The organism is Cellulomonas edaphi, assembly GCF_030362815.1.
Lineage (GTDB): Bacteria > Actinomycetota > Actinomycetes > Actinomycetales > Cellulomonadaceae > Cellulomonas > Cellulomonas edaphi.
In genome coordinates, this window is record NZ_JAUCGR010000001.1 from 901,117 (window position 1) to 925,478 (window position 24,362).

General features: G+C 73.9%; 28 protein-coding genes. All 28 read left to right on the forward strand.

Annotation, left to right across the window (positions count from 1 at the left end):
- Positions 1–142 precede the first annotated feature (142 nt).
- Positions 143–490 (forward strand): flagellar basal body rod protein FlgB, encoded by a 348-nt coding sequence (locus QRT05_RS04285; RefSeq protein WP_289445589.1) that lies wholly within the window; start codon positions 143–145, stop codon positions 488–490.
- Entirely contained in the window at positions 490–888 is a 399-nt protein-coding gene (flgC, locus tag QRT05_RS04290; RefSeq protein WP_289445591.1) for a flagellar basal body rod protein FlgC, read from the forward strand. Before QRT05_RS04285 ends, flgC begins: the two co-directional genes overlap by 1 nt.
- Complete coding sequence (locus tag QRT05_RS04295; RefSeq protein WP_289445593.1) at positions 888–1,196, forward strand: flagellar hook-basal body complex protein FliE; 309 nt, start codon at positions 888–890, stop codon at positions 1,194–1,196. The genes flgC and QRT05_RS04295 overlap by 1 nt, the downstream gene beginning before the upstream one ends.
- On the forward strand, positions 1,196–2,794 hold the full coding sequence (fliF, locus tag QRT05_RS04300) for a flagellar basal-body MS-ring/collar protein FliF (protein WP_289445595.1): 1,599 nt from the start codon (positions 1,196–1,198) through the stop codon (positions 2,792–2,794). The genes QRT05_RS04295 and fliF overlap by 1 nt, the downstream gene beginning before the upstream one ends.
- Complete coding sequence (gene fliG / locus QRT05_RS04305) at positions 2,794–3,798, forward strand: flagellar motor switch protein FliG (RefSeq protein ID WP_289446116.1); 1,005 nt, start codon at positions 2,794–2,796, stop codon at positions 3,796–3,798. The genes fliF and fliG overlap by 1 nt, the downstream gene beginning before the upstream one ends.
- Complete coding sequence (locus tag QRT05_RS04310; protein WP_289445597.1) at positions 3,791–4,450, forward strand: FliH/SctL family protein; 660 nt, start codon at positions 3,791–3,793, stop codon at positions 4,448–4,450. Before fliG ends, QRT05_RS04310 begins: the two co-directional genes overlap by 8 nt.
- Positions 4,447–5,790, forward strand: coding sequence for a FliI/YscN family ATPase (locus QRT05_RS04315; protein ID WP_289445599.1), 1,344 nt, complete (start codon positions 4,447–4,449; stop codon positions 5,788–5,790). The genes QRT05_RS04310 and QRT05_RS04315 overlap by 4 nt, the downstream gene beginning before the upstream one ends.
- Positions 5,787–6,227, forward strand: coding sequence for a flagellar export protein FliJ (locus QRT05_RS04320; protein WP_289445602.1), 441 nt, complete (start codon positions 5,787–5,789; stop codon positions 6,225–6,227). The genes QRT05_RS04315 and QRT05_RS04320 overlap by 4 nt, the downstream gene beginning before the upstream one ends.
- Positions 6,224–6,970: a C40 family peptidase gene (locus QRT05_RS04325; protein ID WP_289445603.1), complete on the forward strand. Its 747-nt coding sequence runs from the start codon at positions 6,224–6,226 to the stop codon at positions 6,968–6,970. The genes QRT05_RS04320 and QRT05_RS04325 overlap by 4 nt, the downstream gene beginning before the upstream one ends.
- A complete protein-coding gene (locus tag QRT05_RS04330; protein WP_289445605.1) occupies positions 6,967–8,283 on the forward strand; it encodes a flagellar hook-length control protein FliK in 1,317 nt (438 codons plus the stop codon). The genes QRT05_RS04325 and QRT05_RS04330 overlap by 4 nt, the downstream gene beginning before the upstream one ends.
- A 91-nt stretch (positions 8,284–8,374) precedes the next feature.
- Complete coding sequence (locus QRT05_RS04335; RefSeq protein ID WP_289445607.1) at positions 8,375–8,830, forward strand: flagellar hook assembly protein FlgD; 456 nt, start codon at positions 8,375–8,377, stop codon at positions 8,828–8,830.
- 67 nt (positions 8,831–8,897) lie between these two features.
- Positions 8,898–10,076, forward strand: coding sequence for a flagellar hook protein FlgE (locus QRT05_RS04340; protein WP_289445609.1), 1,179 nt, complete (start codon positions 8,898–8,900; stop codon positions 10,074–10,076).
- A gap of 130 nt (positions 10,077–10,206) precedes the next feature.
- A complete protein-coding gene (locus QRT05_RS04345; RefSeq protein ID WP_289445610.1) occupies positions 10,207–10,506 on the forward strand; it encodes a flagellar FlbD family protein in 300 nt (99 codons plus the stop codon).
- Positions 10,506–11,276, forward strand: a complete 771-nt coding sequence (locus tag QRT05_RS04350) for a motility protein A (RefSeq protein WP_289445613.1) — start codon at positions 10,506–10,508, stop codon at positions 11,274–11,276. The genes QRT05_RS04345 and QRT05_RS04350 overlap by 1 nt, the downstream gene beginning before the upstream one ends.
- Entirely contained in the window at positions 11,273–12,175 is a 903-nt protein-coding gene (locus QRT05_RS04355) for an OmpA/MotB family protein (RefSeq protein ID WP_289445614.1), read from the forward strand. The genes QRT05_RS04350 and QRT05_RS04355 overlap by 4 nt, the downstream gene beginning before the upstream one ends.
- 4 nt (positions 12,176–12,179) lie before the next feature.
- Positions 12,180–12,698 (forward strand): flagellar basal body-associated FliL family protein, encoded by a 519-nt coding sequence (locus tag QRT05_RS04360; RefSeq protein ID WP_289445616.1) that lies wholly within the window; start codon positions 12,180–12,182, stop codon positions 12,696–12,698.
- A gap of 155 nt (positions 12,699–12,853) precedes the next feature.
- Positions 12,854–13,807, forward strand: coding sequence for a flagellar motor switch protein FliM (locus QRT05_RS04365; RefSeq protein ID WP_289445619.1), 954 nt, complete (start codon positions 12,854–12,856; stop codon positions 13,805–13,807).
- Positions 13,804–14,520 (forward strand): flagellar motor switch protein FliN, encoded by a 717-nt coding sequence (gene fliN, locus QRT05_RS04370; RefSeq protein WP_289445621.1) that lies wholly within the window; start codon positions 13,804–13,806, stop codon positions 14,518–14,520. The genes QRT05_RS04365 and fliN overlap by 4 nt, the downstream gene beginning before the upstream one ends.
- A complete protein-coding gene (locus tag QRT05_RS04375; RefSeq protein ID WP_289445623.1) occupies positions 14,520–15,017 on the forward strand; it encodes a flagellar biosynthetic protein FliO in 498 nt (165 codons plus the stop codon). The genes fliN and QRT05_RS04375 overlap by 1 nt, the downstream gene beginning before the upstream one ends.
- Positions 15,014–15,829 carry a flagellar type III secretion system pore protein FliP gene (gene fliP, locus QRT05_RS04380; protein ID WP_289445625.1) on the forward strand — a complete coding sequence of 272 codons (816 nt, stop codon included), beginning with the start codon at positions 15,014–15,016 and terminating at the stop codon, positions 15,827–15,829. The genes QRT05_RS04375 and fliP overlap by 4 nt, the downstream gene beginning before the upstream one ends.
- A gap of 2 nt (positions 15,830–15,831) precedes the next feature.
- Positions 15,832–16,104 carry a flagellar biosynthesis protein FliQ gene (fliQ, locus tag QRT05_RS04385; protein WP_289445626.1) on the forward strand — a complete coding sequence of 91 codons (273 nt, stop codon included), beginning with the start codon at positions 15,832–15,834 and terminating at the stop codon, positions 16,102–16,104.
- 1 nt (position 16,105) lies between these two features.
- Entirely contained in the window at positions 16,106–16,873 is a 768-nt protein-coding gene (locus QRT05_RS04390) for a flagellar biosynthetic protein FliR (protein ID WP_289445627.1), read from the forward strand.
- Positions 16,870–18,039 carry an EscU/YscU/HrcU family type III secretion system export apparatus switch protein gene (locus QRT05_RS04395; protein WP_289445629.1) on the forward strand — a complete coding sequence of 390 codons (1,170 nt, stop codon included), beginning with the start codon at positions 16,870–16,872 and terminating at the stop codon, positions 18,037–18,039. The genes QRT05_RS04390 and QRT05_RS04395 overlap by 4 nt, the downstream gene beginning before the upstream one ends.
- Positions 18,036–20,090 (forward strand): flagellar biosynthesis protein FlhA, encoded by a 2,055-nt coding sequence (locus tag QRT05_RS04400; RefSeq protein WP_289445632.1) that lies wholly within the window; start codon positions 18,036–18,038, stop codon positions 20,088–20,090. Before QRT05_RS04395 ends, QRT05_RS04400 begins: the two co-directional genes overlap by 4 nt.
- The gene (locus QRT05_RS04405) at positions 20,068–21,162 is read left to right on the forward strand and encodes a hypothetical protein (protein WP_289445634.1); all 1,095 of its coding nucleotides are present in this window, start codon (positions 20,068–20,070) and stop codon (positions 21,160–21,162) included. The genes QRT05_RS04400 and QRT05_RS04405 overlap by 23 nt, the downstream gene beginning before the upstream one ends.
- A gap of 45 nt (positions 21,163–21,207) precedes the next feature.
- Positions 21,208–21,498: a carbon storage regulator CsrA gene (csrA, locus tag QRT05_RS04410; RefSeq protein WP_289445635.1), complete on the forward strand. Its 291-nt coding sequence runs from the start codon at positions 21,208–21,210 to the stop codon at positions 21,496–21,498.
- Positions 21,499–21,548: 50 nt separating this feature from the next.
- The gene (locus QRT05_RS04415; protein WP_289445637.1) at positions 21,549–23,918 is read left to right on the forward strand and encodes a chemotaxis protein CheA; all 2,370 of its coding nucleotides are present in this window, start codon (positions 21,549–21,551) and stop codon (positions 23,916–23,918) included.
- Positions 23,915–24,331: a chemotaxis protein CheW gene (locus QRT05_RS04420; RefSeq protein ID WP_289445639.1), complete on the forward strand. Its 417-nt coding sequence runs from the start codon at positions 23,915–23,917 to the stop codon at positions 24,329–24,331. The genes QRT05_RS04415 and QRT05_RS04420 overlap by 4 nt, the downstream gene beginning before the upstream one ends.
- Positions 24,332–24,362: the final 31 nt, after the last annotated feature.

Below are 24,362 nucleotides of genomic sequence, written 5' to 3' on the forward strand. Positions count from 1 at the left end.
CCTCGCGCAGTGCCGCGCGAACTCGCGCAGCGAAATCCTCACATGGCCGTGAACCGGCCCGATGGGGACAGCGAGCACGGATCGCTCGCTTCTCAGGCCACGGACAGGCCGCACCACACATCGTCGATGGGGTGACCCTGTCATGGGTTTGATGGACTCGGTGAGCCATGTCGCGCTCGGCAGCGCGCTCGATGGGCTCGCGCTGCGGCAGCGGGCGATCGCGGACAACGTCGCGAACCTCCAGACGCCGGGCTACCACGCCCGCGTCGTGGAGTTCGAGGGCGCGCTCGAGAGTGCGGTGCGGAACGGGAACGGCGCGGCAGGTGCGCAGATGCACCGCTCGCTCGCCGCGACCCGCGAGGACGGCAACAACGTCAACCTCGACGAGCAGACGCTGCTCAACGTCGAGACCAACCTGCGCTACCAGGTGGCCTCCCAGGCCATCTCGGGCGACTTCGCCTCCATGCGCGCCGCGCTGAGGACCGCCTGATGGGCATCTTCGGCGCGATCGGCATCGCGCAGTCCGGTCTCACCGTGCACCGCACCTGGCTCGACGCGGTGTCCGACAACCTGGCCAACGTCTCGACCGTGCGCTCCACCTCCGAGGCGGCCTTCCAGCAGCGCTACGTCGTCGCGCAGGAGACCCCGGGCGCCGAGGGCGGCGCGCAGGTGGCCGGCGTGGAGTTCGGCAGCGCCGAGGGTCGCCTCGTGTACGAGCCCGACCACCCGCTGGCCGACGCGCAGGGCTACGTGCGCTACCCCGACATCGACATGTCGAGCCAGATGGCCCAGCTGATCATGGCCCAGCGCGGCTACCAGGCGAACGCCGCCGTGGTGGACCGCGCCAAGGAGACCTACACCGCAGCACTGCAGATCGGACGCTCCTGATGACCCTCCCCGTCGCCGCCGTCAGCGCGGTCACCGCCGCGGCGCCCGCCACCTCGGTGGCCGCTCCCTCCGCGATGCCCGCGTCGCACGGCGCCGCCTTCGACAACGTCCTCGGCTCCGTCGACAGCCTGCAGCAGCTGCAGTCGACGACGAGCGACCTCGCGGTGCAGGCCGCCACCGGCTCGCTCGAGAACGTGCACGACTACACGATCGCCGCGGCTGAGTCCTCGCTCGCGATCGAGCTGACCGCCGCGGTGCGCAACAAGGCCGTCGAGGCGTTCACCGAGATCATGCGGATGCAGGCCTGATGCCCGCGCAGATGCAGGCCGCGCTCGAGAGGCTGACCGGCGCGGTCAAGCAGTTCTCCGTCGCCCAGCGCACCCTCGCGATCATCGGCGTCGCCGTGCTCGTGCTCGGTGCGGTGGGCCTCAGCAGCTGGATGTCCCGTCCCAGCATGAGCCCGCTGTTCACCAGCCTCTCGGGTGCGGACGCGAGCGCCGTCGTCGACGAGCTCGACTCGCAGGGCGTCTCCTACCAGCTCGCCGACGGCGGGTCGACGGTGCTCGTGCCGGCCAAGGACCTGTACAGCCAGCGCATCCACCTCGCGGCGGCCGGCATCCCCGCCAACGCCGACGGCGCCGGCTACTCCCTGCTGGACGACATGCCCATGACGTCGAGCGAGTTCCAGCAGGAGAAGACCTACCAGCGCGCCCTCGAGGGCGAGCTGGCCAAGACCATCGGCTCCATCGACGGGGTCGACGCGGCCACCGTCAAGCTCGCGATCCCCGAGGACACCGTCTTCGTGGACACCAAGCAGGACCCCACGGCGTCGGTGTTCGTGCGGACCCGTGCCGGCAAGACGCTGTCGGTGGACCAGGTGCAGTCGATCGTGCACCTCGTCTCGGCCGGCATCCCCGACATGCAGCCCACCGACGTGTCCGTGGTGGACGCGAGCGGCAAGGTGCTCTCCGCCGTCGGCACCGGCACCACCGGCGTCAGCGGCGGCCGCGAGACCGACTACGAGGAGCGCGTCCGCACGTCCGTGCAGACCCTGCTCGACCGCGTGATCGGCCCCGGCAAGTCGGCGGTCACCGTCACGGCGTCGCTCAACTTCGACGAGGCGCAGCGCACCACCGAGAAGTTCGACGCGACCAAGAACACCCCGCCGCTCGCCTCCTCGAAGAAGACCGAGCAGTACTCGGGCTCGAACTCCTCCGCGACCGGCGTGCTCGGCCCGGACCAGAACGTCGTCGGGCCGAACGGCAACGACCAGTCCGGCGCGTACAAGTCCACCACCGAGGACCTCACCAACGCCGTGAACAAGACCACCGAGGTGGTCAAGGCCGCCCCCGGCAGCGTCGAGCGCCAGTCCGTGGCCGTCGTCGTCGACGACAAGGCCGCGGCCGCCCTCGACCTGACCCAGCTGCAGGCGACCATCGCCGCTGCCGCGGGCATCGACACCACCCGTGGCGACACGCTCGCCGTGCAGGCGGCCGCGTTCGACACCACGCAGGCCGATGCCGCCGCGACGGCGCTGGCCCAGGCCGACGCCGACGCGAAGGTGGCCGCGGAGAACGCGAAGGTGCGCGAGCTGGCGATCGCCGGCGGCCTCGTGCTCCTCGCCATCATCGCGTTCATCGTGTTCGCTCGTCGCTCGCGCCGTGCCCGGCGCACGGCCGTCGACCTCGGCGAGCTGCCCGTGCTGGGCACGCCCGGCGCGGCCGCGCTCGGCATCGAGGGCGTCGGGGCGGACGAGCTGCCCGTGCTGCCCCCGGCACCGCGCCCGCTCGAGCCGGACCCGATCGCGCTCAAGCGCGCCGAGATCACCGCCCTGGCCGACGAGCAGCCCGAAGAGGTCGCCGACCTGCTGCGGACGTGGCTCGGATCCCCGAGCGGGGCGCGCTGATGGCCGTCGCACTGACGGGCTCGCAGAAGGCGGCCATGCTGCTCATGCAGCTGGGCCGCGAGCGAGCCGCGCGCGTCATGTCGACGCTCGACGTCGCGGAGATCGAGGAGCTCACGGCCGAGATCCTGCGGCTGGAGCGCATCGACCAGGGCGTCGCCGACGAGGTGCTCGAGGAGTTCTACGCCGCCTCGGTGATCGGTCCCGGCGTGGGTGGCGGCCTCGGGATGGCCCAGCAGCTGCTCGAGGGCGCCCTGGGCGCCGACGCGGCCGCGGGTGTCCTGGAGCGGCTGCAGATCAGCATGGCCGGCCAGCCGTTCGAGTTCCTCCAGCACGCCGACGCGCGCCAGGTGGTCTCGCTGCTCTCGGCCGAGCACCCGCAGGCGATCGCGCTCGTGCTGGCGCACCTGCGCCCCGACCACGCGTCCGCCATCCTGGCCGGGCTCGAGCCGAACCTGCAGGGCGAGGTCGCGCACCGCATCGCGCTCATGGAGCGTGCCTCGCCGGACGTCGTCACCGTGATCGCCGAGGCGCTCCAGCGCAAGGCGTCGACCGTGCTCGCGCCGCGCGAGCTCGCCGCCGTCGGTGGCGTGCAGCCGCTCGTCGAGATCATCAACCGCGCCGACCCGACCACGGAGAAGGCGATCCTCGAGGGCCTCGCGACGCGCGACGAGGAGCTCGCCGAAGAGGTGCGCAGCCGCATGTTCGTGTTCGGCGACATCGTGCTGCTCGAGGACCGGGCCATGCAGATGGTCCTGCGCCAGGTCGAGACCAACCAGCTGTCCGTCGCGCTCAAGGGCGTTGCCGACGAGGTCCGCGAGACCGTGCTGCGCAACCTGTCGGAGCGCGCGCGCGAGAACCTCGTCGAGGAGATCGAGCTGCTCGGACCGGTGCGCCTGTCGCAGGTCGAGGAGGCGCGCGCCGAGATCGTGCAGTCCATCCGACGCCTCGAGGAGAGCGGCCAGATCACCGTCCGGCGCGAGGGCGAGGACGAGTACGTTGCCTGAGTTCCACGTCGCCGCACCGGGCGCGTCGTCGACCCCTGCGGGGTCGCACGACGACGTCCGTACGTTCCGCCCCGTGCCGCTGGGCAGCACGCCCGCGCGCGCCGAGGCGTACGACGACGCGCGCGCCGAGGGCTTCGCCGCCGGCTACGCGGCGGGGGTGCAGCGTGCCAACCGCGAGGCGCGGGTCGCCTCGGAGGCCGTCGCCGCCGAGGCCGCGCGCGCCGCGGTCCTGGCGTCCGCCCGCGTCGACGAGGCGTTGCGCGGGCTGTCCCGCGCCGCGCTCGTGGTGCGGGAGATCGCCGCGCCGGTGCTCACGGACACCACGGCTGCCGTGCACGCCGCGGCCCTCGAGCTCGCCGAGGTGGTGCTGGGCGTGGAGCTCGCCGACGACGAGCGCTCCGCCCGGGCCGCCCTGGCGCGCGTGCGCGCCGCCGAGCTAGGTCCCGGCCCGGTGACCGTCCGCCTGCACCCGCGTGACGTGGCCGCGGTGCTGGCCAGCGGCACCGCCGACGCGGTCGACGTGGTGCTCGAGGCCGACCCGAGCCTGGAGCCCGGCGACGCCGTGGCCGAGCACGCCGACGGTCATCTCGACGCACGGATCGGTGCCGCCCTGCGGCGCGCGCGTGCCGCCCTGCTGGAGGTGGCGTCATGACCGCCGTCGCCGAGCGTCCCACCACCACCCTCACCGCGTCCCTGCCGCAGTCGGTGCTCGCCGCGGGCCGCCCGCAGCAGGTGGGCCGGCTCCAGGCCATCGTCGGGCTCACGCTCGAGGTGGTCGGCACGGGCTCGGCCGTGGGCGAGCTCGTCCGCATCGGGACCGGTCCGGACGCCGTGCTCGCCGAGGTCGTCGCGTCGTCGGCCGGCACGGCCCGCTGCATGCCGCTCGGCGCGACCCGCGGGCTGCGCGCCGGCACGCCGGTCACGCCGGCGGGCGCCCTGCGCGTCCCGGTCGGATCGGGGCTGCTGGGCCGCGTGCTCGACGGCCTCGGTCGCCCGATCGACGGCCGTGGGCCGCTGCGGGCGGACGCCTGGGTGCCCGTCGACGGGCAGGCGCCCCACCCGCTGGAGCGCGCCCGCGTCGACCAGCCGCTGGGCCTCGGCGTCCGTGCGCTCGACACCCTGGTGAGCGCGGGCCGCGGCCAGCGCCTCGGGCTGTTCGCCGGCTCCGGGGTCGGCAAGTCGAGCCTGCTGTCCATGATCGCGCGCGGGACCGAGGCCGAGGTGTCGGTCATCGCCCTCGTGGGCGAGCGCGGGCGTGAGGTGCGCGAGTTCCTCGAGGACGACCTCGGCCCCGAGGGGCTGGCCCGCAGCGTGGTCGTCGTCGCGACGTCCGACGAGCCGGCCCTGGTGCGCCTGCGCTCCGCCTTCGTGGCGACCCGCATCGCGGAGCAGCTGCGCGACGAGGGCCGGCACGCGGTGCTCATGATGGACTCGCTCACCCGCGTGGCCATGGCGCAGCGCGAGATCGGCCTGTCCGTCGGCGAGCCGCCCGCCACGCGCGGCTACCCGCCGAGCACGTTCGCCCTGCTGGCGCAGCTGCTCGAGCGCGCCGGGACCGGCCCCACGGGCTCGGTCACCGGGCTCTACACGGTGCTCGTGGACGGCGACGACCACAACGAGCCGATCGCCGACGCCGCACGGTCCATCCTCGACGGCCACGTCGTCCTCGACCGCCGCCTGGCCGTCGCCGGGCACTTCCCGAGCATCGACGCGCTCGGCTCGATCAGCCGCGTCGCCACCCGCGTGACCTCGCAGGCGCAGCGGGACCTGGCCCGGCAGCTGCGGCTCGTCATGGCCGCCCGGCGGCAGGCGCAGGACCTGCTGGACGTGGGCGCGTACGTGACGGGATCCAACCCGCTCGTGGATGCGGCCGTCGCGCACGGGCGCGCCATCGACGCATTCCTGCAGCAGTCCATGGACGAGCGGGCGACGTCCGACGAGTCCTGGCAGCGCCTCGCCGCGCTCGTGCACACCCTGGGAGACCTCACATGACCCGCGCCTTCCCCCTTGCCGGGCTGCTGCGCCTGCGCGGCCGCGCCGAGGAGCGAGCCGTCGCCGAGCTGGCGGTCGCGCGTCGCGACGAGGCCCGCGCCGCCGAGCTGCGCCGCGCCACCGCGGCCGCGCTCGCGGGCGCCGGGCTGCCCTCCACCAACGACGCGATCGCCTGGGTCGCCGCCGTCTCCAGCAGGACGACCCTCGCGGCGCTGCTGTGCGAGCGCGACCGCCTGGCCGCGCAGGCCACCCAAGTGACGCAGGACTGCACCGAGGCGTGGTCCGTGGCCCGCCGCGACGCACGCGCGCTCGAGCTGCTCGAGGAGCGCCACGCGTTCGCCGAGCGCGCGGCCGAGCTGCACGCCGAGCAGGTGGTCCTGGACGAGGTGGGCGCGCGCGCGGCCGCCGCCCTCCGGGTGGGGAGCGGCGCCCTGTGAGCATCGATCCCATCGCCCAGGTGCAGGCGCGCGTGCAGGAGCTGCGCGCGCTGCTCGCCGGGCCGTCCGCGTCCGCCATGCCGGCCGGGTCGGTGTCCGGTGCCGCGACCGGTGCCACCGGTGCCGCTGCGTCCGCCGACTTCCAGGCCGCGCTCGCGGCCGCGTCCTCGCAGACGTCGAGCGGCGGTTCCGCGATCGGCACGTCGGCGGCGGGCGCGTCGCCCGCTGCCCTGACGTCCGCGCCCTCGACGGTCTCGGCCGTCCCGTCGTCGACCGTCTCGTCGGCCGGCTCGGCCTCGGACGTCACCGCGCAGGACCTCGTGGCGACCGCGAAGAAGTACCTCGGCGTCCCGTACGTGTGGGGCGGCGAGTCCCTGGCCGAGGGCGGGCTGGACTGCTCGGGCCTGGTGCAGCGCTCGCTGGCCGACCTGGGCATCACGGGCGTCCCGCGCACCGCGCGCGAGCAGATGCACCTCGGCACCGCGGTGCCCTCCATGGCGGCCGCGAAGCCGGGCGACCTGCTCGTGTTCCACGGCGGCACCCACATCGGGATCTACCTCGGGAACGGCACGATGATCGACGCACCCAAGCCGGGCAAGCACGTGAACATCCGCGAGGTCTACGCGGAGCCGACGGCCATCCGGCGCATCCTGCCGCAGGCCGGCGAGGTCTCGCAGGACGCGAGCCGCGGCACCGACTCCTCGCGTCTCGCGTGGGACCTCCTGTCGGGAGCGGCGGCATGATGCCCGCAGCCGTCGCCACGAGCCCCGCGGCGTCCGCCACGTCGGTGCGCTCCACGAGCGGCCAGCGTGCCGCCGCCTCCGCGGACCCGTTCGCGACCGCCCTGCGCGACGCGTCCGCACCCGAGCCCCCGGCCCAGCGGTCGACCGAGCCCCGCACGCAGCGGCCGCACGCGGCCCGTGCGGAGGGCGCCGGGCGCGCTGAGGGCCAGCACGACGAGGAGGCGCGCGTGCCCGCCGCCGACGACGCCACCGCGACCGGCTCGGACACTGCCGCGAGCAGCGTCGAGCTGCCTGTCGCGGAGCCCACCGCGCCTGCCGCACCCCTGGTGCCCGCCCCGGCGACGATCGACACCGCTGCCGCGCTGGCGGTCGCCGCTCAGGTGGCGCCCACGGTGCCGCCGGCCGAGCCCGTGGTCGCGCCGACGACCGCCGACGCGTCCGCCGTGCCGGCCTCCGGCCCGACGGGTGCATTCGCCGCGGCCACGGTGCCCACCCCGACCGCCCCGGTGGCGGCAGCCCCGACGAGTCCGGCCACCGGCGCCCCGTCGGGCGTACCCGACGACGCACCGGTCGCGACGCCGCTCGCCGACGCCTCGGCGACGGCCGCGGACGCGCTCCCCGCGCCGGCACCGGCGACCGCGGCGAGCTCTGCCGCGACGCCCACCGCCGCGACGGGCGTGCCCACGCCCGCAGTCGCCGCGGCGACGCCCGGCCCCGAGGCCGCCGTGCGCCCGGCCGCGATCCCGACCCCGTCGGGCGACGAGTCGCCCGCGCCCGTCGTCGCCACCTCGATCGCCGTGCCGACCGCCGCTCCCGCGCCGGCACCGGCAGCCGCGGCCGTGGCGCCCGCGCACGTCCCGACGGCACCCGCGCCCGCGCCGCTCGCGGAGCAGCTGGGAGCGCGGCTCACCGCGCTCAACGGGCTGGCCAAGGGCACGCACATCCTCACCGTCCCGGTGGATCCCGAGCACCTCGGACCCGTGCGGATCGTCGCGCACATCGGCCCCGACTCCGTGCGCGTCGAGCTGGTCGGCGCCACCGACGCCGCGCGCGACGCGCTGAAGTCGTCCCTGGCCGACCTGCGACGCGACCTCACGGCCGCCGGCGTGCAGGTCGACGTCGGCCCGCGCGGCGGCTCGGCGCAGGACGCGCTCGGGGACGCCCCGGGAAGCCACCAGGGCGGGGGGCGCGCCGGCCAGGCCGACGACCGCCGCGGCGGCACGACCGGCGCCCGGCCGGCCGATGCAGCGGGGCACCGGCCCGACCCCACCACGTCCCGCGCGTCGCCGGGCCGCCTCGACCTTCTCGTCTGACCGTCCCTCGGCCGTACCGGCCGTACCGGCCGCACCACACACCGCCGGAACCCGCCGGCACCCGTACCGCCCGAACTTCTCCGGAGGCACCATGTCCATCGACACCTCGTACGCCACGTCGCCCACCGGCGCGGCCGCAGGCGCGTCGACCCCCGCGAGCGCCCCCAGCGGCGACCTGGACAAGCAGGCGTTCCTGAACCTCCTGGTCACGCAGCTGCGCAACCAGGACCCGAGCAGCCCCATGGACTCGTCGCAGCTCATGGCGCAGACCACGCAGCTCACCACCATGGAGAAGCTCGTGGAGCTGAGCGACACGTCCCGCGAGTCGTTCGCGCTCCAGATGCGCGTCGCGGCCTCGTCCTTCGTCGGCAAGCAGGTGTCGTGGACCGACGCCGACGGCGTCGACCACTCCGGGGTCGCTGCCGGCGTCTCGTTCGCCGGGCCGGTCCCGACCGTCTCGATCGACGGCAAGGACGTCCCGCTCGACCAGGTCTCGGCGGTCACCGCCGAGACCGGCGCACCGGCCACCCCCAGCACCCACTCCTGATCGCAGCCACCTCACCGTCCGACCCGCCGCGCCGAACCACCGGCCGGCTCCCGAAGGGAAACCCGACATGCTTCGTTCGCTCTTCTCCGGCATCAGCGGTCTGCGCAGCCACCAGACCATGCTCGACGTCACCGGCAACAACATCGCCAACGTCAACACCACGGGCTTCAAGTCCTCGCAGGTGCAGTTCCAGGACACGCTGAGCCAGGTGCTCATCAACGCGGGCGGCGCGCAGGGCGGCGTCGGCGGCACCAACCCGGCGCAGGTGGGCCTCGGCGTGCGCGTCGCCGGCATCACCACCAGCTTCTCGCAGGGCGCCTCGCAGTCCACGGGCCGCAGCACCGACATGATGATCCAGGGCGACGGCTTCTTCACCGTGCGCAAGGGCAACGAGACGTTCTACACGCGGGCGGGCTCGTTCGACTTCGACGCCACCGGCCAGATGGTGCTCCCGGGCGAGGGCGCCCTGGTGCAGGGCTGGGCCGCGGTCAACGGCGTGATCGACACCAACGGCCCGCTCACCGACCTGCGCGTCCCCGCGGGCACCCTGATGGCCGCCGTCGCGTCCACCAAGGCGACCTACGGGGGCAACCTCGACTCGGCCGCGGCCGACGGCACGGTGCTGAACCGCACGGTCGACGTGTACGACAGCAAGGGCAACGAGCGCACGCTGACGCTGACCTTCACCAAGTCGGCCGCCGGCTGGACGGTCGGGGCGGGCGATGGCAGCGCGACCGTGCCCCCGGCCGCCATGACCTTCGCGGCCGACGGGTCGCTCACCACCCCCACGACGCTGAGCGTGGGCGGCGTGAACGTGGACATCTCCAAGCTGACCGGCTTCTCCGGCCTCGACACCGTCAAGGCGCAGTCGCAGGACGGTCAGCCGGCCGGCACGCTGCAGTCGTTCTCGCTCGGCGCGGACGGCACCATCACGGGCGCCTTCAGCAACGGCCTCAAGCAGACGATCGGCCGCATCGCGCTCGGCGCGTTCACCAACCCGGCCGGTCTGGAGAAGGCCGGCGGGTCGCTGTTCCGCACCACCGTGAACTCGGGCGAGCCCGCGATCGGCACGGCCGGCACGGGTGGCCGCGGCACGCTGCAGGGCGGCGCGCTCGAGATGTCCAACGTGGACCTCTCCAGCGAGTTCACCAACCTGATCGTGGCGCAGCGCGGCTTCCAGGCGAACTCGCGCGTCATCACGACGTCCGACGAGGTGCTCCAGGAGCTCGTCAACCTCAAGCGCTGACCGTGACAGCCGGTGTGAGGGAGCGACCCCTCACACCGGCCGGGTACCGACCGATGGGTAGAGAGCATCGAGGGCCCATGGATGGGCCCCGCGGCGACCGCCGCACCGTGACCAAGGATGGGTATCTGCCGTGATCGTCGTGACTCGCCTGACAGGCGCCCAGTTCGGGGTGAACCCGGACCTGATCCAACGCGTGGACAGCGCGCCGGACACCATCCTGACGCTGGTCGACGGCACCAAGTACATCGTCGCCGAGCCCATGCTCGAGGTCATCGCGCGGGTGAACGAGCACCGCGCCGCGCTGCTCGCGCGCTCGTACGAGATGCGCGCGACCCCCCACATCGAGCTCGTGCCCGAGCCCGAGGACGACGAGGACGACGACGACGCCCCGCTCGCCCAGACCCTTCCGCTACGACCGAGGAGCGTGTGATGGACCCGGCCGGACTGATCGGCATCGGCGTCGCCTTCGTCGCCATCTTCGGCGCCCTCTTCCTCGAGGGCGCGAACCCCATGTCCATCATGCTGCCCGCACCGCTGATGCTGGTGTGGCTCGGCACGATCGGCGTGGGGGTCGCGGGCCACACGCTCAAGGACGTCAAGGGTGCGTTCGCCGCCGTGCCGCGCGCGCTGCGCAGCAAGGCGCCGGACCCGGCCACCACGGTCGAGACCGTCGTGGGCCTGGCCGACCGCGCCCGGCGCGAGGGTCTGCTCTCGCTCGAGGACGCGGCGCGCACCATCGACGACGAGTTCCTGCGCAGCGGCCTGCAGGCGGCGATCGACGGCACGGACCCGGAGGACCTGCGGGTCATCCTCGAGGACCGGATCGCCACCAAGCGCAGCTCTGACCGCGTGCACGCCAAGTACTTCGCCGACATGGGCGGTTACGCGCCCACCATCGGCATCATCGGCACCGTCATCTCGCTGGTGCACGTGCTCGAGAACCTCTCCGAGCCGGCCGAGCTGGGGCACTCCATCGCGGCCGCGTTCGTGGCCACGCTGTGGGGCATCCTGTCGGCGAACGTCATCTGGCTGCCCCTCGGCGCGCGCATCCGCCGCATCTCCGACCTCGAGTGCACCCAGATGGAGGTCACCCTCGAGGGCCTCCTCGCGGTGCAGGCCGGCGCCAACCCCCGCCTCGTCGGCGAGCGGCTGCGCAGCCTGCTGCCGCCTGCGGCGCCTGACAAGAAGGCTGCGGCGTGAGCGGGCACTCGGGCGGCCGGGGCCGCGGGCGGCGCTCGGGCGGTCACGAGGAGGAGCACGTCAACCACGAGCGGTGGCTGATCAGCTACTCCGACATGATCACCGTGCTCATGGCGCTGTTCATCGTGCTCTTCGCCATCAGCCAGGTGGACCAGGAGAAGTACATCGCCCTGCGCGAGTCACTCAGCGCGGGGTTCCAGGACCAGACCGGGACCGACTCCGTGCTGGACGGCAGCGACGGCGCCCTCACGGGCGAGACCGTCTCCGTCGACGCGCCGAAGGCGGACACGACCGGGATCGTCGACGCCGACGCGAACCTGGGCTCGCAGGCCGAGAACCCCACCACGAACCCGCCGAAGCAGGGCGTCGACCCCGACGTCCTCGCGGCCGCCAAGAAGGAGGCCGCGCACCTCGAGAAGCTGCGCGACACCATCGCGGCCCAGCTGAGCAAGCGGCACCTGCAGGACGCCGTGCGCTTCCGGATCGACGAGCGCGGGCTGGTGCTCGGCCTCGTGGCCGACGACGTCTTCTTCGCGCCGGCCAGCGCCGAGCTCACGACCGTCGCACGGCGCGTGCTGAACACCGCCGCGCCCGCGCTGCGGCACATCGACGAGCAGATCTCCGTGGAGGGGCACGCCAACACGCTGCCCGTCTCCGGCCGCTACGCCACCAACTGGGAGCTGTCCTCCGACCGGGCCACGCAGGTGCTCCGCCACCTGGTGGAGAAGGACCGCGTGCCGGGCAAGCAGATCATGGCCGTCGGCTACGGCGACAAGCGCCCGTTCATGGCCGGACGCAGCGCGGCGGCCCTCGAGGCCAACCGCCGCGTCGACCTCGTCGTCCTGTCGGACGCCCCCGAGAGTGTGCGGGCCCTGCTGCCCGCCGTGAGCAAGGAGTAGGTCCATGCCCATCGAGCAGCGCGTGGTCTCCGGACCCAAGATCGCCCCGAAGATCGGCGGCAAGATCGGCGGTGCCTCGAGCGCGCCCGCCGCCGAGGCGGAGGCGTCCGAGCCCAAGAGGTCGAAGAAGAAGCTGGTGCTCCTGGTGGTGCCCGTGGTGCTCGTGGCGCTCGGCGCCGCGTGGTTCTTCCTGCTGCGCCCCAGCGGTGCGGCCGGGCCCGAGGCGGAGCCGAAGCCGGAGCCGGGCGAGGTGCTGGCCGTCGACCCGGTGAGCCTCAACCTCGCGGGCGGTCACTACCTGCGTCTGGGCATCGCGCTGCAGCTGACCACCGAGGTCACCGAGGCGCCTGACACGTCGCGCGCCATCGACCACGCCATCTCCGTCTTCTCGGGCCGCACGGTCGAGGACGTCTCGAACCCCAAGACCCGCGAGAAGCTGCGCGACCAGCTCGCCAAGGAGCTGGCCACCGTGTACGAGGGCGAGGTGATGGGCGTCTACCTGACGAACTACGTCACGCAGTAGCCGGCTCGTCCGGTCGTTCACTGGCGCCACGGAGGGCGCCGCACCGCTCCGCCGGGTCCCGCACCGGGACCCGAACTCACCCACGAAGGGTGGGGCGGAGATTCTGGTCCGACGCGATCGCTCATCAAGCCTGCGCGCCCGCCGATAGGTGGCTCGTGACCGTCCAGGACGCCCCAGCCCCGACCGCTGCCACCGGCGTGCCCGCAGCCAGGCGTGCGCGCGGCCAGGTGGAGACCTACGACTTCCGCCGTCCCCTGACGCTCGTGCGCGAGCACGCCCGCCACCTCGAGATGGCGTTCGAGCGGTTCGCGCGCCAGTTCGGCAACCAGCTGACCGCGCGCCTGCGGGTGATGAGCAACCTCACCTTCGACCAGGTCGCGCTGCACACGTACGACGAGTACGTGAACCGCCTCCCGAGCCCCACCGCGATGGTGCTGTGCACGCTCGAGAGCAGCCGTCAGACCGCCGTCGTCCAGCTGCCCGTGGGCGCGACGATGGTGTGGATCGACTACCTGTTCGGTGGCAACGGACGCGGCGACGAGCGCGAGGGCCGCGAGCTCACCGAGATCGAGCTGACGCTGGTCCGCGACCTGCTGCAGCATTCGCTCGGCGACCTCGAGTACGCGTTCGCCGGCCTCACCCGCCTGGTCGTCTCCGTGCAGGGCGTGCAGTACAACCCGCAGTTCGTGCAGGCGGCCGCCGCCTCCGAGACCGTCCTCGTGGCGTCGTTCACCCTGCGGGTGGGCGAGCGCGAGGACGCCGTCACGCTCATGCTGCCCGCCGACACCATGCTCGCCGCGCTCAACGCGGTCGACGGCGCGAGCGCCCAGTCCGACGACGAGCGTCTCGCCGCGGCTCTCGCCCACGCCGACCTCGAGCACGCCGTCGAGGGCGTGCCCGTGCGGGTGGGCGTGCAGTTCGCCCCGCGGACCGTCCAGCCCCGCGACGTCCTGTCGCTGCAGGTGGGGGACGTCCTCACCCTGTCCCACCCGTCGTCGACCCCGCTGGACGTGGTCGTCGACGGGGTCGTGCTTGCCCAGGCCGCCATCGGCAGCCACGGATCGCGGCTCGCGTGCCGTGTCGTCACCGTCGAGGAGAACCCCGCATGAACTCGCTGAGCACTTCCACCCTGGCCGCCGCGGGCCGCAGCACGGGGGTCGCGAGCGCGGCCGCCCAGGCTGCTGCGGCGCTCGTGCCCGCGATCGCCGCCCTCGCGGTGGTCCCCGCACGGGACGCGGACGTGCCCGCGGACGCCGTCGCCGTGGTCGCCACGCTCGTCGGCGCCCCGAGCGCGGACCTCGTCCTCGTGGCCTCTGACGTCCTGGGGGACGTGACGGCCGCCGCCGGCGGCGCGCTCACCACGCTCGACGCCCTGCGCCCCGCGCTCGAGGCGGCGGGCCAGGAGGTCGGCGCGGGCGTGCTCGAGGCGAGCCGCACGGAGGCGGCCGGTGCGGCCGTGGCCGGCGCGGAGGTGTTCGCCCTGCAGGACGAGGGCGCGACCGTCGCCTGGTTCGCCCTGCGCGTCCGTGGCCCGCAGCCCCCGGCCCCGCTGCGCGGCGTGCCGACGCAGCGCGGCAGCATGCGCATGCTCTACGACGTCGACATGGTGCTCACGGCCGAGCTCGGTCGCACCACGCTCCCCGTCCGCCAGGTGCTCGACCTCACGCCGGGCACCGTGCTCGAGCTGGACCGCGCCGCGGGCGCGCCGGCCGACGTCATGGTCAACGGCAAGCTCATCGCCCGCGGCGAGGTCGTCGTGGTCGACGAGGTCTACGGCATCCGCGTCTCGGAGATCGTGAACGACGAGGACGCCACCCGCTGATGGACACGCTCATGCTCGCCGCCAGGGTCATCCTGTCGCTCGCGTGCGTGGTCGGTCTCATCTGGTACGCGGGTCGGCGCATGAACGGCCCCCGCCGCGAGCGCACGCAGCGCGAGGCCGAGGTGCGGGTGGTCGGCAAGCAGTCCGTCAGCCGGCACTCGGGAGTCGCCGTGGTCGCCGTCGGGAACCGCCGCATGCTCGTGGGCTACGGGGACCAGCAGGTCACCATGCTCACCGAGCTCGCGCCGGTGGTGGAGACCGCGCCCCTGCCCGCGGCGCCGCGCACGCCGGCCGCTGCCGGCGACGCCCGGGCGAAGCCGCGGCTCAGCCTGCCCACGCTGCCCTCGCCGCGCGTGTCCGCGGAGACCTCGGTCGCGAAGGCGTCCGCCAAGGCCGCCGCCGCGTCCTCCGACGGCCCGCTGCAGGGCTCGGTGCTGTCGCCCGAGACCTGGCGGACCCTGGTCCGCACGCTGCAGGACCGGACGGTCAGACGGTGACCGCGCCCGCCGTGCTGCGGCGCGTCTTCGTCGTCGCCGCGGTCGCCGGGCTCGCCCTGGTGGTCGGCGCGGGTGCGGCGTCCGCCGCGCCGACCGATCCCGCGTCCCCGACGCCGCCGGCCGCCCCGTCGGGCGTCGGCGACAGCGTCACCGTCGCGGTCAACGGGGTCAACGGCACCCCGAGCCAGTCCGTCGTGGTGCTCATCGCGATCACCCTGCTGTCGGTCGCGCCCGCCCTGCTGCTGATGACCACGAGCTTCACCAAGATCTTCGTCGTCCTCGCGTTCACCCGGAACGCGCTCGGGCTCCAGGGCGTGCCGCCCAACCAGGTGCTCGCGGGGCTCGCGCTGTTCCTCAGCCTGTTCGTGATGTCCCCGATCATCGGCGACATCAACACCGAGGCGGTGCAGCCCTACCTGGACGGCACCATGACGTTCTCCCAGGCGGTCGACGCCGGCTCCGACCCGCTGCGCGGGTTCATGGAGTCGCACACCCGGGAGCAGGACCTCGCGCTGCTCACCCGCGCGGCGGACCAGCCCAACCCGGCCACGCCGGACGACGTCCCGATGACCACGCTGGTCCCGGCCTTCCTGCTCTCCGAGCTTCGCTCGGCGTTCATCATGGGCTTCGTCATCTTCGTGCCGTTCCTGGTCATCGACCTGGTGGTCTCGGCGTCGCTGATGTCGATGGGCATGATGATGCTGCCCCCGGTGATGATCTCGCTGCCGTTCAAGCTGCTCCTGTTCGTGCTCGTCGACGGCTGGGGCCTGGTGGTCACCTCGCTCATCGGCTCGTACTCGGGCGGTGGTTGACGATGGACGCCAACGCCGTCCTCGACGTCGGCTTCGATGCCCTGGTCCTCGCCGCCAAGCTGGCCGCGCCCGTGCTCGTCACGGCGCTGGTCGTGGGCTTCGTGGTCTCGCTCGTGCAGTCCGTGACCCAGATCCAGGAGGTCACCCTCAGCTTCGTGCCCAAGGCGCTCGCCGCGGGCGTCGCGCTGCTGGTGTGCGGCCACTGGATGATCTCCGAGCTGATGACGTTCACGCACGACCTGTTCGACCGCATCCCCGCCCTGGTGGGCGGTTGACGTGGGCCCGATCGCGCTGACCCTGCCGCTGGGCGGGCTCGAGACCGTGATGCTCGCGAGCGTGCGCTTCGCCGCGTTCTTCGTGATCGCGCCGCCGTTCTCGCACCGGGCCGTGCCCTCCACCGTCAAGGTGGGGCTGGCCATGGCGCTCGCGCTCGCGGTCGGCCCGCACCTCGACCCGCTGCCGTCCGACACCACGCCGGCGTTCCTGGGCGCGCTGGTGCTGCAGGCCGTGACCGGTGCGGCGCTCGGGTTCCTGGTCATGCTGGTGTTCTCGGCCGTGCAGTCGGCCGGCGCGATGATCGACATGTCCGGCGGCTTCCAGATGGCCACCGCGTTCGACCCCATGGGCATGACCAGCGGCGCGCCTTTCCAGCGCTTCTACCAGCTCACCGCGATGGTGCTGCTGTTCGTCACCGACGGGTACCAGGTGGTCATCGCCGGCATGGTCCGCTCGTTCGACGCCCTCCCGCTGGGCGCGCTGCTCGACACCGCCGCGCTGGCCCACGCGCTCACCGACGGCCTCACCCAGATGTTCGTGTCCGCGCTGCAGATCGCCGGCCCGCTCGTCGTCGTGCTGTTCCTCGCCGACGCCGGGCTCGGCCTGCTCACGCGCGTCGCCCCCGCGCTCAACGCGTTCGCGCTCGGCTTCCCGCTCAAGATCTTGATCACGCTCGGCCTCGGCGGGTTCGCCCTGATCGGGCTCCCGGCCGTCATGGAGGCCCTCACGGGCAAGTCCGTCGTGCAGCTGCTGGGGGTGCTGCCGTGAGCGAGGACAAGACCGAGAAGGCCACACCGCGGCGCATGAAGGAGCTGCACCGCAAGGGGCAGCTCGGCCGGTCCCAGGACCTGGCCGCCTGGCTCGGCCTCGGTGCCGCGGCGCTCATGATCCCCAGCGTCGTCTCGCGCGGTCGCGCGGCCGCCGTCGAGCAGCTCGCCGCGCTGCGCGACGTCGCGCAGGACCCCACGCCCGCCGCCGCCGTCGAGGTGCTGCGCGACGGGCTCTCGAGCGTCCTGACCACGCTCGGCCCGCTGTTCGCCGTCCTCGTCGGCGTCACGCTGGCCGTGGGCATGGCGCAGGGCGGCTGGCGCCCGCGCCGGTTCCGCCTGCACATGGAGGGGCTCAACCCCGTCAAGGGGATCAAGCGGCTGGTGGGCCCCCAGGCGCTGTGGCAGGGCGTCAAGACGCTGCTCAAGACCGCCGTGGTGGGGCTCGTCCTCTACATCTCGGTCAAGGCGCTCGTCCCGCTGGTGATCGGCTCGGGCCGCCTGCCGCTCACCCACCTGCTGGGTGAGGCCTCCGGGGGAGTCCAGGCCCTGCTCCGCTGGGGCATCGCGGCGGGCGTGCTGCTCGCCGTGCTCGACGTCGTCGTGGTCATCCGCCGCAACCGCAAGCAGACCCGGATGTCGCTCAAGGAAGTCAAGGACGAGCACAAGCGCTCGGAGGGGGACCCCATGCTCAAGGGAGCGATCCGGTCCAAGCAGATGGCGATGAGCCGCAACCGGATGATGTCCGAGATCGCGACCGCGGACGTCGTGCTGGTCAACCCCACGCACGTGGCCGTCGCCCTGCGCTACGAGCCCGGCACGGGCGCACCGCGCGTCGTCGCCAAGGGCGCCGGAGCCGTCGCCGCCAAGATGCGCGCCGCCGCGGCCGACAACCGCGTCCCCATGGTCGAGGACGTGCCCCTCGCACGCGCGCTGCACGCCGCGTGCGAGATGGGCCAGGAGATCCCGGCGCACCTGTTCACCGCCGTCGCGCGCGTGCTCGCGTTCGTGATGGCCCTGCGTCGTCGCGGCGCCGCCGCCGGCCAGCACAAGCTGCAGGGCGGCTCGGCGCTGCCGCCCGACGACACCACCGACCACCGGGCCGCCGCACGCGCGGCCCGCCGCCCGCCGGCCCGCGCCGGCGCGACACCGAAGGCCCAGCCATGAAGAACCGGTCCCTCGCTCCGATGGCCGTGCCCGCGGGCGTCGTCGGCATCGTGCTCATGCTCGTCGTCCCGCTCCCGGCGGCGCTGCTCGACATCCTCATCGCCGTGAACATCACCGCGTCGCTCGTCATCCTGCTCACCAGCATGTACGTGAAGCGGCCGCTGGACTTCTCGGTGTTCCCCTCGCTCATCCTCGTGTTCACGCTGTTCAGGCTCGGCCTCAACGTGGCGTCCACGCGCCTCGTGCTCCGCGACGGCTACGCGGGCCAGGTCATCGACGCGTTCGGCCACTTCGTGGTGGGCGGGTCGCTGGTCATCGGCCTGGTGATCTTCCTGATCCTGGTGGTCATCCAGTTCGTGGTCATCACCAACGGTGCCGGACGCGTCGCCGAGGTGGGCGCCCGGTTCACGCTCGACGCCATGCCCGGCAAGCAGATGGCCATCGACGCGGACCTCAACTCGGGCCTCATCGACGAGGACCAGGCGCGCCAGCGCCGCGCGGACGTGGCCGCCGAGGCCGACTTCTACGGCGCCATGGACGGTGGTTCCAAGTTCGTCAAGGGCGACGCCATCGCCGGCATCGTCATCACGGTGATCAACCTGATCGGCGGGTTCGTCATCGGCATGCTCCAGATGGGGATGTCGCCCGCCGAGGCGCTCCAGCGGTTCAGCCTGCTGACGATCGGCGACGGCCTGGTCACCCAGATCCCCGCCCTGCTGCTCTCGGTGTCCACCGGCATCGTGGTCACCCGGGCGACCGCCGAGGGCGACATGGGCACGGCCGCGTCCAAGCAGCTCACCCAGTCGCGCAACGCCCTGCTCATCGCCGGCATCGGCGCCATCAGCCTCGCGCTGCTGCCCGGCATGCCCAAGCTGCCGTTCCTGCTGGTGGGCATCCTGCTCGTCATCGTCGCGCAGCGCACCAAGGCCACCCTGGCCCGGCAGGAGAAGGAGGCGTCGGCTGTCGCCGCGCCCAGCACCGCGCCCGCGGCGGACACGCCCGAGCAGCTCATCGAGCAGATGCGCGTGCACACGCTGGAGATCCTGCTCGCGCCCGACCTCGTGGACCTCGTCGGCGACGGGCCCGAGCAGGACCTGCTGGCGCGCGTGCGCGGCCTGCGGCGCAAGACCGCGCTCGAGCTGGGCATCGTCGTGCCGCCCGTGCGCACCCGCGACAGCGTCGACCTGCCGCCCGCCACCTACTCGGTGCGCATCGCGGGCGTCGAGGTGGGCCGCGGGCAGGCGCCCGCCGGCCGCGTGCTCGCGCTCGGCGACGACCTTGCCGCCCTGCCCGGCTCTGTCGTCTCGGAGCCGGTGTTCGGCCTCGCGGGCAAGTGGGTGCCCGCCGAGCTGCGGCACGCGGCGGAGATGACGGGGGCGACCGTCGTGGACCGGGTGTCCGTGCTCATCACGCACCTGGGCGCGCTCATCACCCAGAACGCCGCGCGCCTGCTGGGCCGCGAGGACGTGCGGGTGCTCACCGAGGGCCTCAAGCGCGTCAACCCGTCGGTCGTCGAGGAGCTGGTGCCCTCGCTCATGAGCCTGGGCGAGGTGCAGCGCGTGCTGCAGGGTCTGCTCGCGGAGGAGGTGCCGATCCGCGACCTGGGCCGCATCTACGAGGCGCTCGCGCTGCGGGCGCGCACGGGCACCGACCCCGAGGGCCTGGTCGAGGCGGCGCGTGCCGCGCTCGGCCCCGCGCTCTCGGCGGCCTACGTGCAGGACGGCGCGCTCCGCGTGGTCACGCTCGAGCCGCTGCTCGAGCAGCACCTGGTCGAGCAGCTGCGCCCGGCCGAGAACGGCACGCAGCTGCTGGTCGACCCCTCGCGCGTCGAGATGATCCTGGCTCAGCTGCGCGACGCGGTGGCGCACGCCGAGGCGAGCGGTCGTACCGTGGTGCTGGTGTGCGCGCCCGCCATCCGGCCCGCGCTGCGCCGCCTGGTCACGCTCGGCCTGCCCCGCCTGCCCGTCCTGTCCTACGGCGAGGTCACCGGCGCCGGCGTCACCATCGAGACGATGGGGGTGGTGAGCAGTGGGCACGCGGTTGCTGCTTGAGGGCACCGACCTGGCCACGCTCATGGCGCGGGTCGCCGACGAGCTGGGACCCGGCGCGCGCGTGGTTCGCGCCGAGCGCGTGCGCGCGGGCGGGGTGGCCGGGTTCTTCACGCGCGAGCACTTCGAGCTCACGGTCGACGTCCCCGAAGCCCCCGAGGCGGCCACGCAGCGCCCGCGGGCCAGCCGGTTCGCCGAGGCGGCGGCGCGCACCGGGCTCGACGACCTCCTCGACGCAGCGGACTCGCAGGACGCGGGGCTGCCCGTCGTCTCCACGGGCAGCCCGGCGTTCGCCGACGTGCTCGAGCAGGTCCGGGCCCTCGTCGGGGGCGACGAGGCCGCCGCCCGGCCCGCGGCCGCACCCCAGCCGGTGCCCGAGCCCGTGGTGCTGCGCGCCGCACCGACCGAGTCCCCGGCCGAGGCGCTCGCGGACCGGCTCGCGGCGCTGGGCGTCCCGGCCCGGCTGCTCGTCGAGCGGCCCCGCACCCTCTCGCAGGCGCTCGCGGGAATCCCGGAGGCGCCCGAGCTCGACCGTCGTCCCGGCTCCGTGATCGCCGTGGTGGGTGCGGCGCAGGACGCCGACGCCGTCGCGCGGCTGCTGGCCGAGCGCCTCAACCTGGACCCCGCCGCGGTGGTGCACGCCGGGACGCCCGCGGCGCGCCCGTCGGTCCCGCAGCCGCGGGGCAAGGCCCGCCCGCGTCCCACCGGGCCCGACGAGGCCCGGCAGTGGCGCGCCGGCGCCGCGAAGGCGCCGCACCCGTGGGTGGTGGCGCTGGCCGTCGCGCCCGACGCCGACGAGCGAGCGGCCGGCGCCGAGCTGCTGCGCGCGCTGGGCGCCAACCGCTCCTGGGCCGTGGTGGACGCACGCACCAAGGCGATCGACGCGCGTGCGTGGATGGCGGCCGTCGGCCCGTTCGACGCGGTCGCGGCCCGGGGCGTGTTCGACACGAGCGAGCCGGGGACGCTCCTCGACCTGGGCGTGCCCGTCGCGTGGCTCGACGGCATCCCGGCCGGTCCGGTCGCGTGGGCCGCGGTGCTCGACGGCGCGCTCGGCGGGCGGGAGTCCTGGGACTGAGCGCCACGACGCGGCGAGAGGCCGCGCTGGCGGTAGTGTCGCCGCATGCTCGTGCTCAGCCGCCGTGTGGGTGAACGCCTCGTGATCGGGGACGGCATCGTCGTCACCGTCATCGAGGTGCGAGGCGACGGCGTGCGCCTCGGCATCGATGCGCCGCGCTCGGTGCGCGTCCACCGCGCCGAGGTGCTGGACGCCGTCGAGGCGGCCAACGTGGACGCCGCAGCCGCGTCCGAGGGCGCGGTCGAGGACCTGCGCCGGCTGGTCGCACCGCCCGCAGGAGCCTCCGTCACACCGTCCGCGACGGACTCCTCAGCAGCACCCCGGCCCGACCGATGAGGGGTTAGCCGGAGCGGTACACCCCATCAGCGCCCGGCGGGGAGGGCGTTGTGGAGGACATCGACGAGATCGTCCGCGAGTTCCTGGTCGAGAGTCACGAGAACCTGGACCAGCTGGACCGCGACCTCGTAGCACTCGAGGAGCACCCCGGTTCACGCGAGCTGCTGAGCAGCGTGTTCCGCACCATCCATACGATCAAGGGGACCAGCGGGTTCCTCGCGTTCAACCGGCTCGAGCAGCTCACGCACGTGGGCGAGAACCTGCTGGTGGAGCTGCGCGACGGCCGGCGCTCGATGGACCAGCCGACCACCGACGTGCTGCTGCGCATGGTGGACACGGTCCGCGACCTGCTGTCCGCGATCGAGAGCACCGGCGGCGAGGGCGACGTCGACGTCGAGACCACGCGCGCCGCGATCGTCGCCGTGCAGGAGGGTGGAGCGGCGCCGGCCGCCCCCGCTCCGGTGGTCGAGGTCGAGGTCGAGGTCGAGCCGGTCCCCGCCGACGACCAGCCCGTCGCCGAGGCCGCGCCCGTCGGGGCCGCAGACGACCGGCCGGCCGCCGAGGCCGCGCCCGTCGGGCTCGTCCCGGCGCCCCGCGCGGCCGAGCCGGCTGCACCTGCAGCGCCCGCCCCCGCTGCGCCCGCCCCCGGGGCGCCGGCGGCACCCGCCGCACCCCGGGCCTCCACCGCCCCGGCCGCGGCCCTCGAGGACACCGGGACCCTGCGCGGCGCGGCCGACTCCTCCATCCGCGTCGACGTCGAGCTGCTGGACTCGCTCATGCGGCAGGTCGGCGAGCTGGTGCTGGCGCGCAACCGGATCAGCCGGCTCGCGTCGTCGGCGCAGGACGTGGACCTTGCCCGCTCGGCGCAGCAGCTCAACCTCATCGCGTCCGAGCTGCAGGAGGGCGTCATGCGCACGCGCATGCAGCCCATCGAGCACGTGTGGTCCAAGATGCCGCGCGTCGTGCGCGACCTCGCCGCGCTGTGCGGTCGCGAGGTCCGCCTCGAGATGGTCGGTGGCGACACCGAGCTCGACCGTGGCCTGCTCGAGGCGGTCAAGGACCCGCTGACGCACCTCGTGCGCAACGCGGTCGACCACGGCATCGAGTCGCCCGCCGATCGCGTCGCGGCCGGCAAGCCGCCGGTCGGCGTGCTCGAGCTGCGCGCCTCGCACGCCGGTGGCCAGGTCTCGGTCGAGGTCCGCGACGACGGCCGCGGTGTCGACCCCGAGGTCGTGGCCGCGAAGGCCGTCGCGAAGGGGCTGCGCACGGCCGACCAGGTGGCGGCGATGAGCAGCAACGAGCTGCTCCAGCTGCTCTTCCTGCCGGGCTTCTCGACGGCGGACAAGGTCACCAACGTCTCGGGTCGAGGCGTCGGCATGGACGTGGTCCGCACGCGCATCGAGTCCATCGGGGGCACGGTCGACGTCGAGTCGACCGTCGGTACCGGCACGGTCTGGCGGCTGCGCATCCCGCTGACGCTCGCGATCATGCCGTCGCTGTCCGTCGAGTGCTCCGGCGACGTGTACGCGCTCCCGCAGGTGCACGTGGTCGAGCTCGTCGCGCTCGACACGCAGCGCTCGGACGCCGGCGTCGAGTACGTGCACGCCGCGCCGGTCTACCGGCTGCGCGGTGAGCTGCTGCCGCTGGTGTCCCTGGCCGGGGTGCTGGGCGTCGAGGCGTCCACGCCCGAGTCGGAGTCCGTCATCGCGGTGGTGCAGGCCGACCAGCAGCGCTTCGGCCTGCTCGTCGACCGCGTGCTGACCACCGAGGAGATCGTCGTCACGCCGCTGGCCGCGCGCCTCAAGGCGATCGGCGTGTACTCGGGGGCGACCGTGCTGGGGGACGGGCGCGTCGCGCTCATCCTCGACGTGCAGGCGATCGCCCGGCGCGCCCTGGTGCGCGACCCGGAGCTCGCCGCGCGCGTCGCGGCCGAGAACCTCGCCGCGGCCAAGGTGCAGACCGAGCAGGTCCTCGTGGCCGGCATCGGCGGCGGCCGACGCGTCGCGATGCCGCTGGCGTCCGTGGCCAGGCTCGAGCACGTGCGCACCGACCAGGTGGAGCTCGTGGGCGGCCGCGAGGTGGTCCAGTACCGCGGGACCATCCTCCCGCTGGCGCGCCTCGACCGGGTCCTCGGCACCTATGCCCGCGAGACGGACGAGCTGCTGCTCGTCGTGTACACGCGCGGCGGTCGCTCGGTGGGCCTCGTCGTCGAGGAGATCGTCGACATCGTCGAGGACGAGGTGGGCCGCCACTCCAGCATCGACGACGCGGGCCTGACCGGCTCGACGGTGCTGGGCGACCGGGTCACCGAGCTGCTCGACGTGCGCTCGGCCGTGCTCGCCGCTGACCGCGACTTCTACAGCGGGGACGTGTTCGACGTCCTCGACGACACCGCCGACCTCGTGGGAGCGACCCGATGAGCAGCTACGTGACGTTCACCGTCGACGACGGCCTCTACGGCGTCGACGTCCAGCGCGTGCAGGAGGCCCTGCGGGCGCACGCCCGCACCCGGGTGCCGCTCGCCCCCGAGGGGGTGTCCGGCCTCGTCAACCTGCGCGGCCAGGTGGTGCTGACGGTCGACCTGCGCCCGCGCCTGGGCCTGCCCCCGCTGGGGGAGGGCGCCGACCAGATGATGGTCGTCGTGCAGGTGGGCGGGGAGACCGTGAGCCTCCTCGTCGACGAGATCGGCGACGTCGTCGACGTCGAGCCGGGCCGCGTGGAGGCACCGCCGGACACGCTCGACGTGCTCATCCGCCCGCTCATCCGATCCGCCTGCACCCTCGACGACCGGCTGCTGCTGGTGCTCGACGTCGACGAGGCCGCAGCCGCCTGATCTTCCCGACCGTCGTGCAGCAGCGTGCGCG

What these genes read in the sequence shown, in the direction of transcription:
- QRT05_RS04320 (WP_289445602.1), top strand. Translation starts at nt 5,787, where the DNA reads ATGACCCGCGCCTTCCCCCTTGCCGGGCTGCTGCGCCTGCGCGGCCGC.
- QRT05_RS04330 (WP_289445605.1), top strand. Translation starts at nt 6,967, where the DNA reads ATGATGCCCGCAGCCGTCGCCACGAGCCCCGCGGCGTCCGCCACGTCG.
- QRT05_RS04350 (WP_289445613.1), top strand. Translation starts at nt 10,506, where the DNA reads ATGGACCCGGCCGGACTGATCGGCATCGGCGTCGCCTTCGTCGCCATC.
- fliN (WP_289445621.1), top strand. Translation starts at nt 13,804, where the DNA reads ATGAACTCGCTGAGCACTTCCACCCTGGCCGCCGCGGGCCGCAGCACG.
- QRT05_RS04400 (WP_289445632.1), top strand. Translation starts at nt 18,036, where the DNA reads ATGAAGAACCGGTCCCTCGCTCCGATGGCCGTGCCCGCGGGCGTCGTC.
- QRT05_RS04360 (WP_289445616.1), top strand. Translation starts at nt 12,180, where the DNA reads ATGCCCATCGAGCAGCGCGTGGTCTCCGGACCCAAGATCGCCCCGAAG.
- QRT05_RS04315 (WP_289445599.1), top strand. Translation starts at nt 4,447, where the DNA reads ATGACCGCCGTCGCCGAGCGTCCCACCACCACCCTCACCGCGTCCCTG.
- fliG (WP_289446116.1), top strand. Translation starts at nt 2,794, where the DNA reads ATGGCCGTCGCACTGACGGGCTCGCAGAAGGCGGCCATGCTGCTCATG.
- fliF (WP_289445595.1), top strand. Translation starts at nt 1,196, where the DNA reads ATGCCCGCGCAGATGCAGGCCGCGCTCGAGAGGCTGACCGGCGCGGTC.
- QRT05_RS04375 (WP_289445623.1), top strand. Translation starts at nt 14,520, where the DNA reads ATGGACACGCTCATGCTCGCCGCCAGGGTCATCCTGTCGCTCGCGTGC.
- csrA (WP_289445635.1), top strand. Translation starts at nt 21,208, where the DNA reads ATGCTCGTGCTCAGCCGCCGTGTGGGTGAACGCCTCGTGATCGGGGAC.
- QRT05_RS04295 (WP_289445593.1), top strand. Translation starts at nt 888, where the DNA reads ATGACCCTCCCCGTCGCCGCCGTCAGCGCGGTCACCGCCGCGGCGCCC.
- QRT05_RS04285 (WP_289445589.1), top strand. Translation starts at nt 143, where the DNA reads ATGGGTTTGATGGACTCGGTGAGCCATGTCGCGCTCGGCAGCGCGCTC.
- QRT05_RS04335 (WP_289445607.1), top strand. Translation starts at nt 8,375, where the DNA reads ATGTCCATCGACACCTCGTACGCCACGTCGCCCACCGGCGCGGCCGCA.
- QRT05_RS04340 (WP_289445609.1), top strand. Translation starts at nt 8,898, where the DNA reads ATGCTTCGTTCGCTCTTCTCCGGCATCAGCGGTCTGCGCAGCCACCAG.
- flgC (WP_289445591.1), top strand. Translation starts at nt 490, where the DNA reads ATGGGCATCTTCGGCGCGATCGGCATCGCGCAGTCCGGTCTCACCGTG.
- QRT05_RS04420 (WP_289445639.1), top strand. Translation starts at nt 23,915, where the DNA reads ATGAGCAGCTACGTGACGTTCACCGTCGACGACGGCCTCTACGGCGTC.
- fliQ (WP_289445626.1), top strand. Translation starts at nt 15,832, where the DNA reads ATGGACGCCAACGCCGTCCTCGACGTCGGCTTCGATGCCCTGGTCCTC.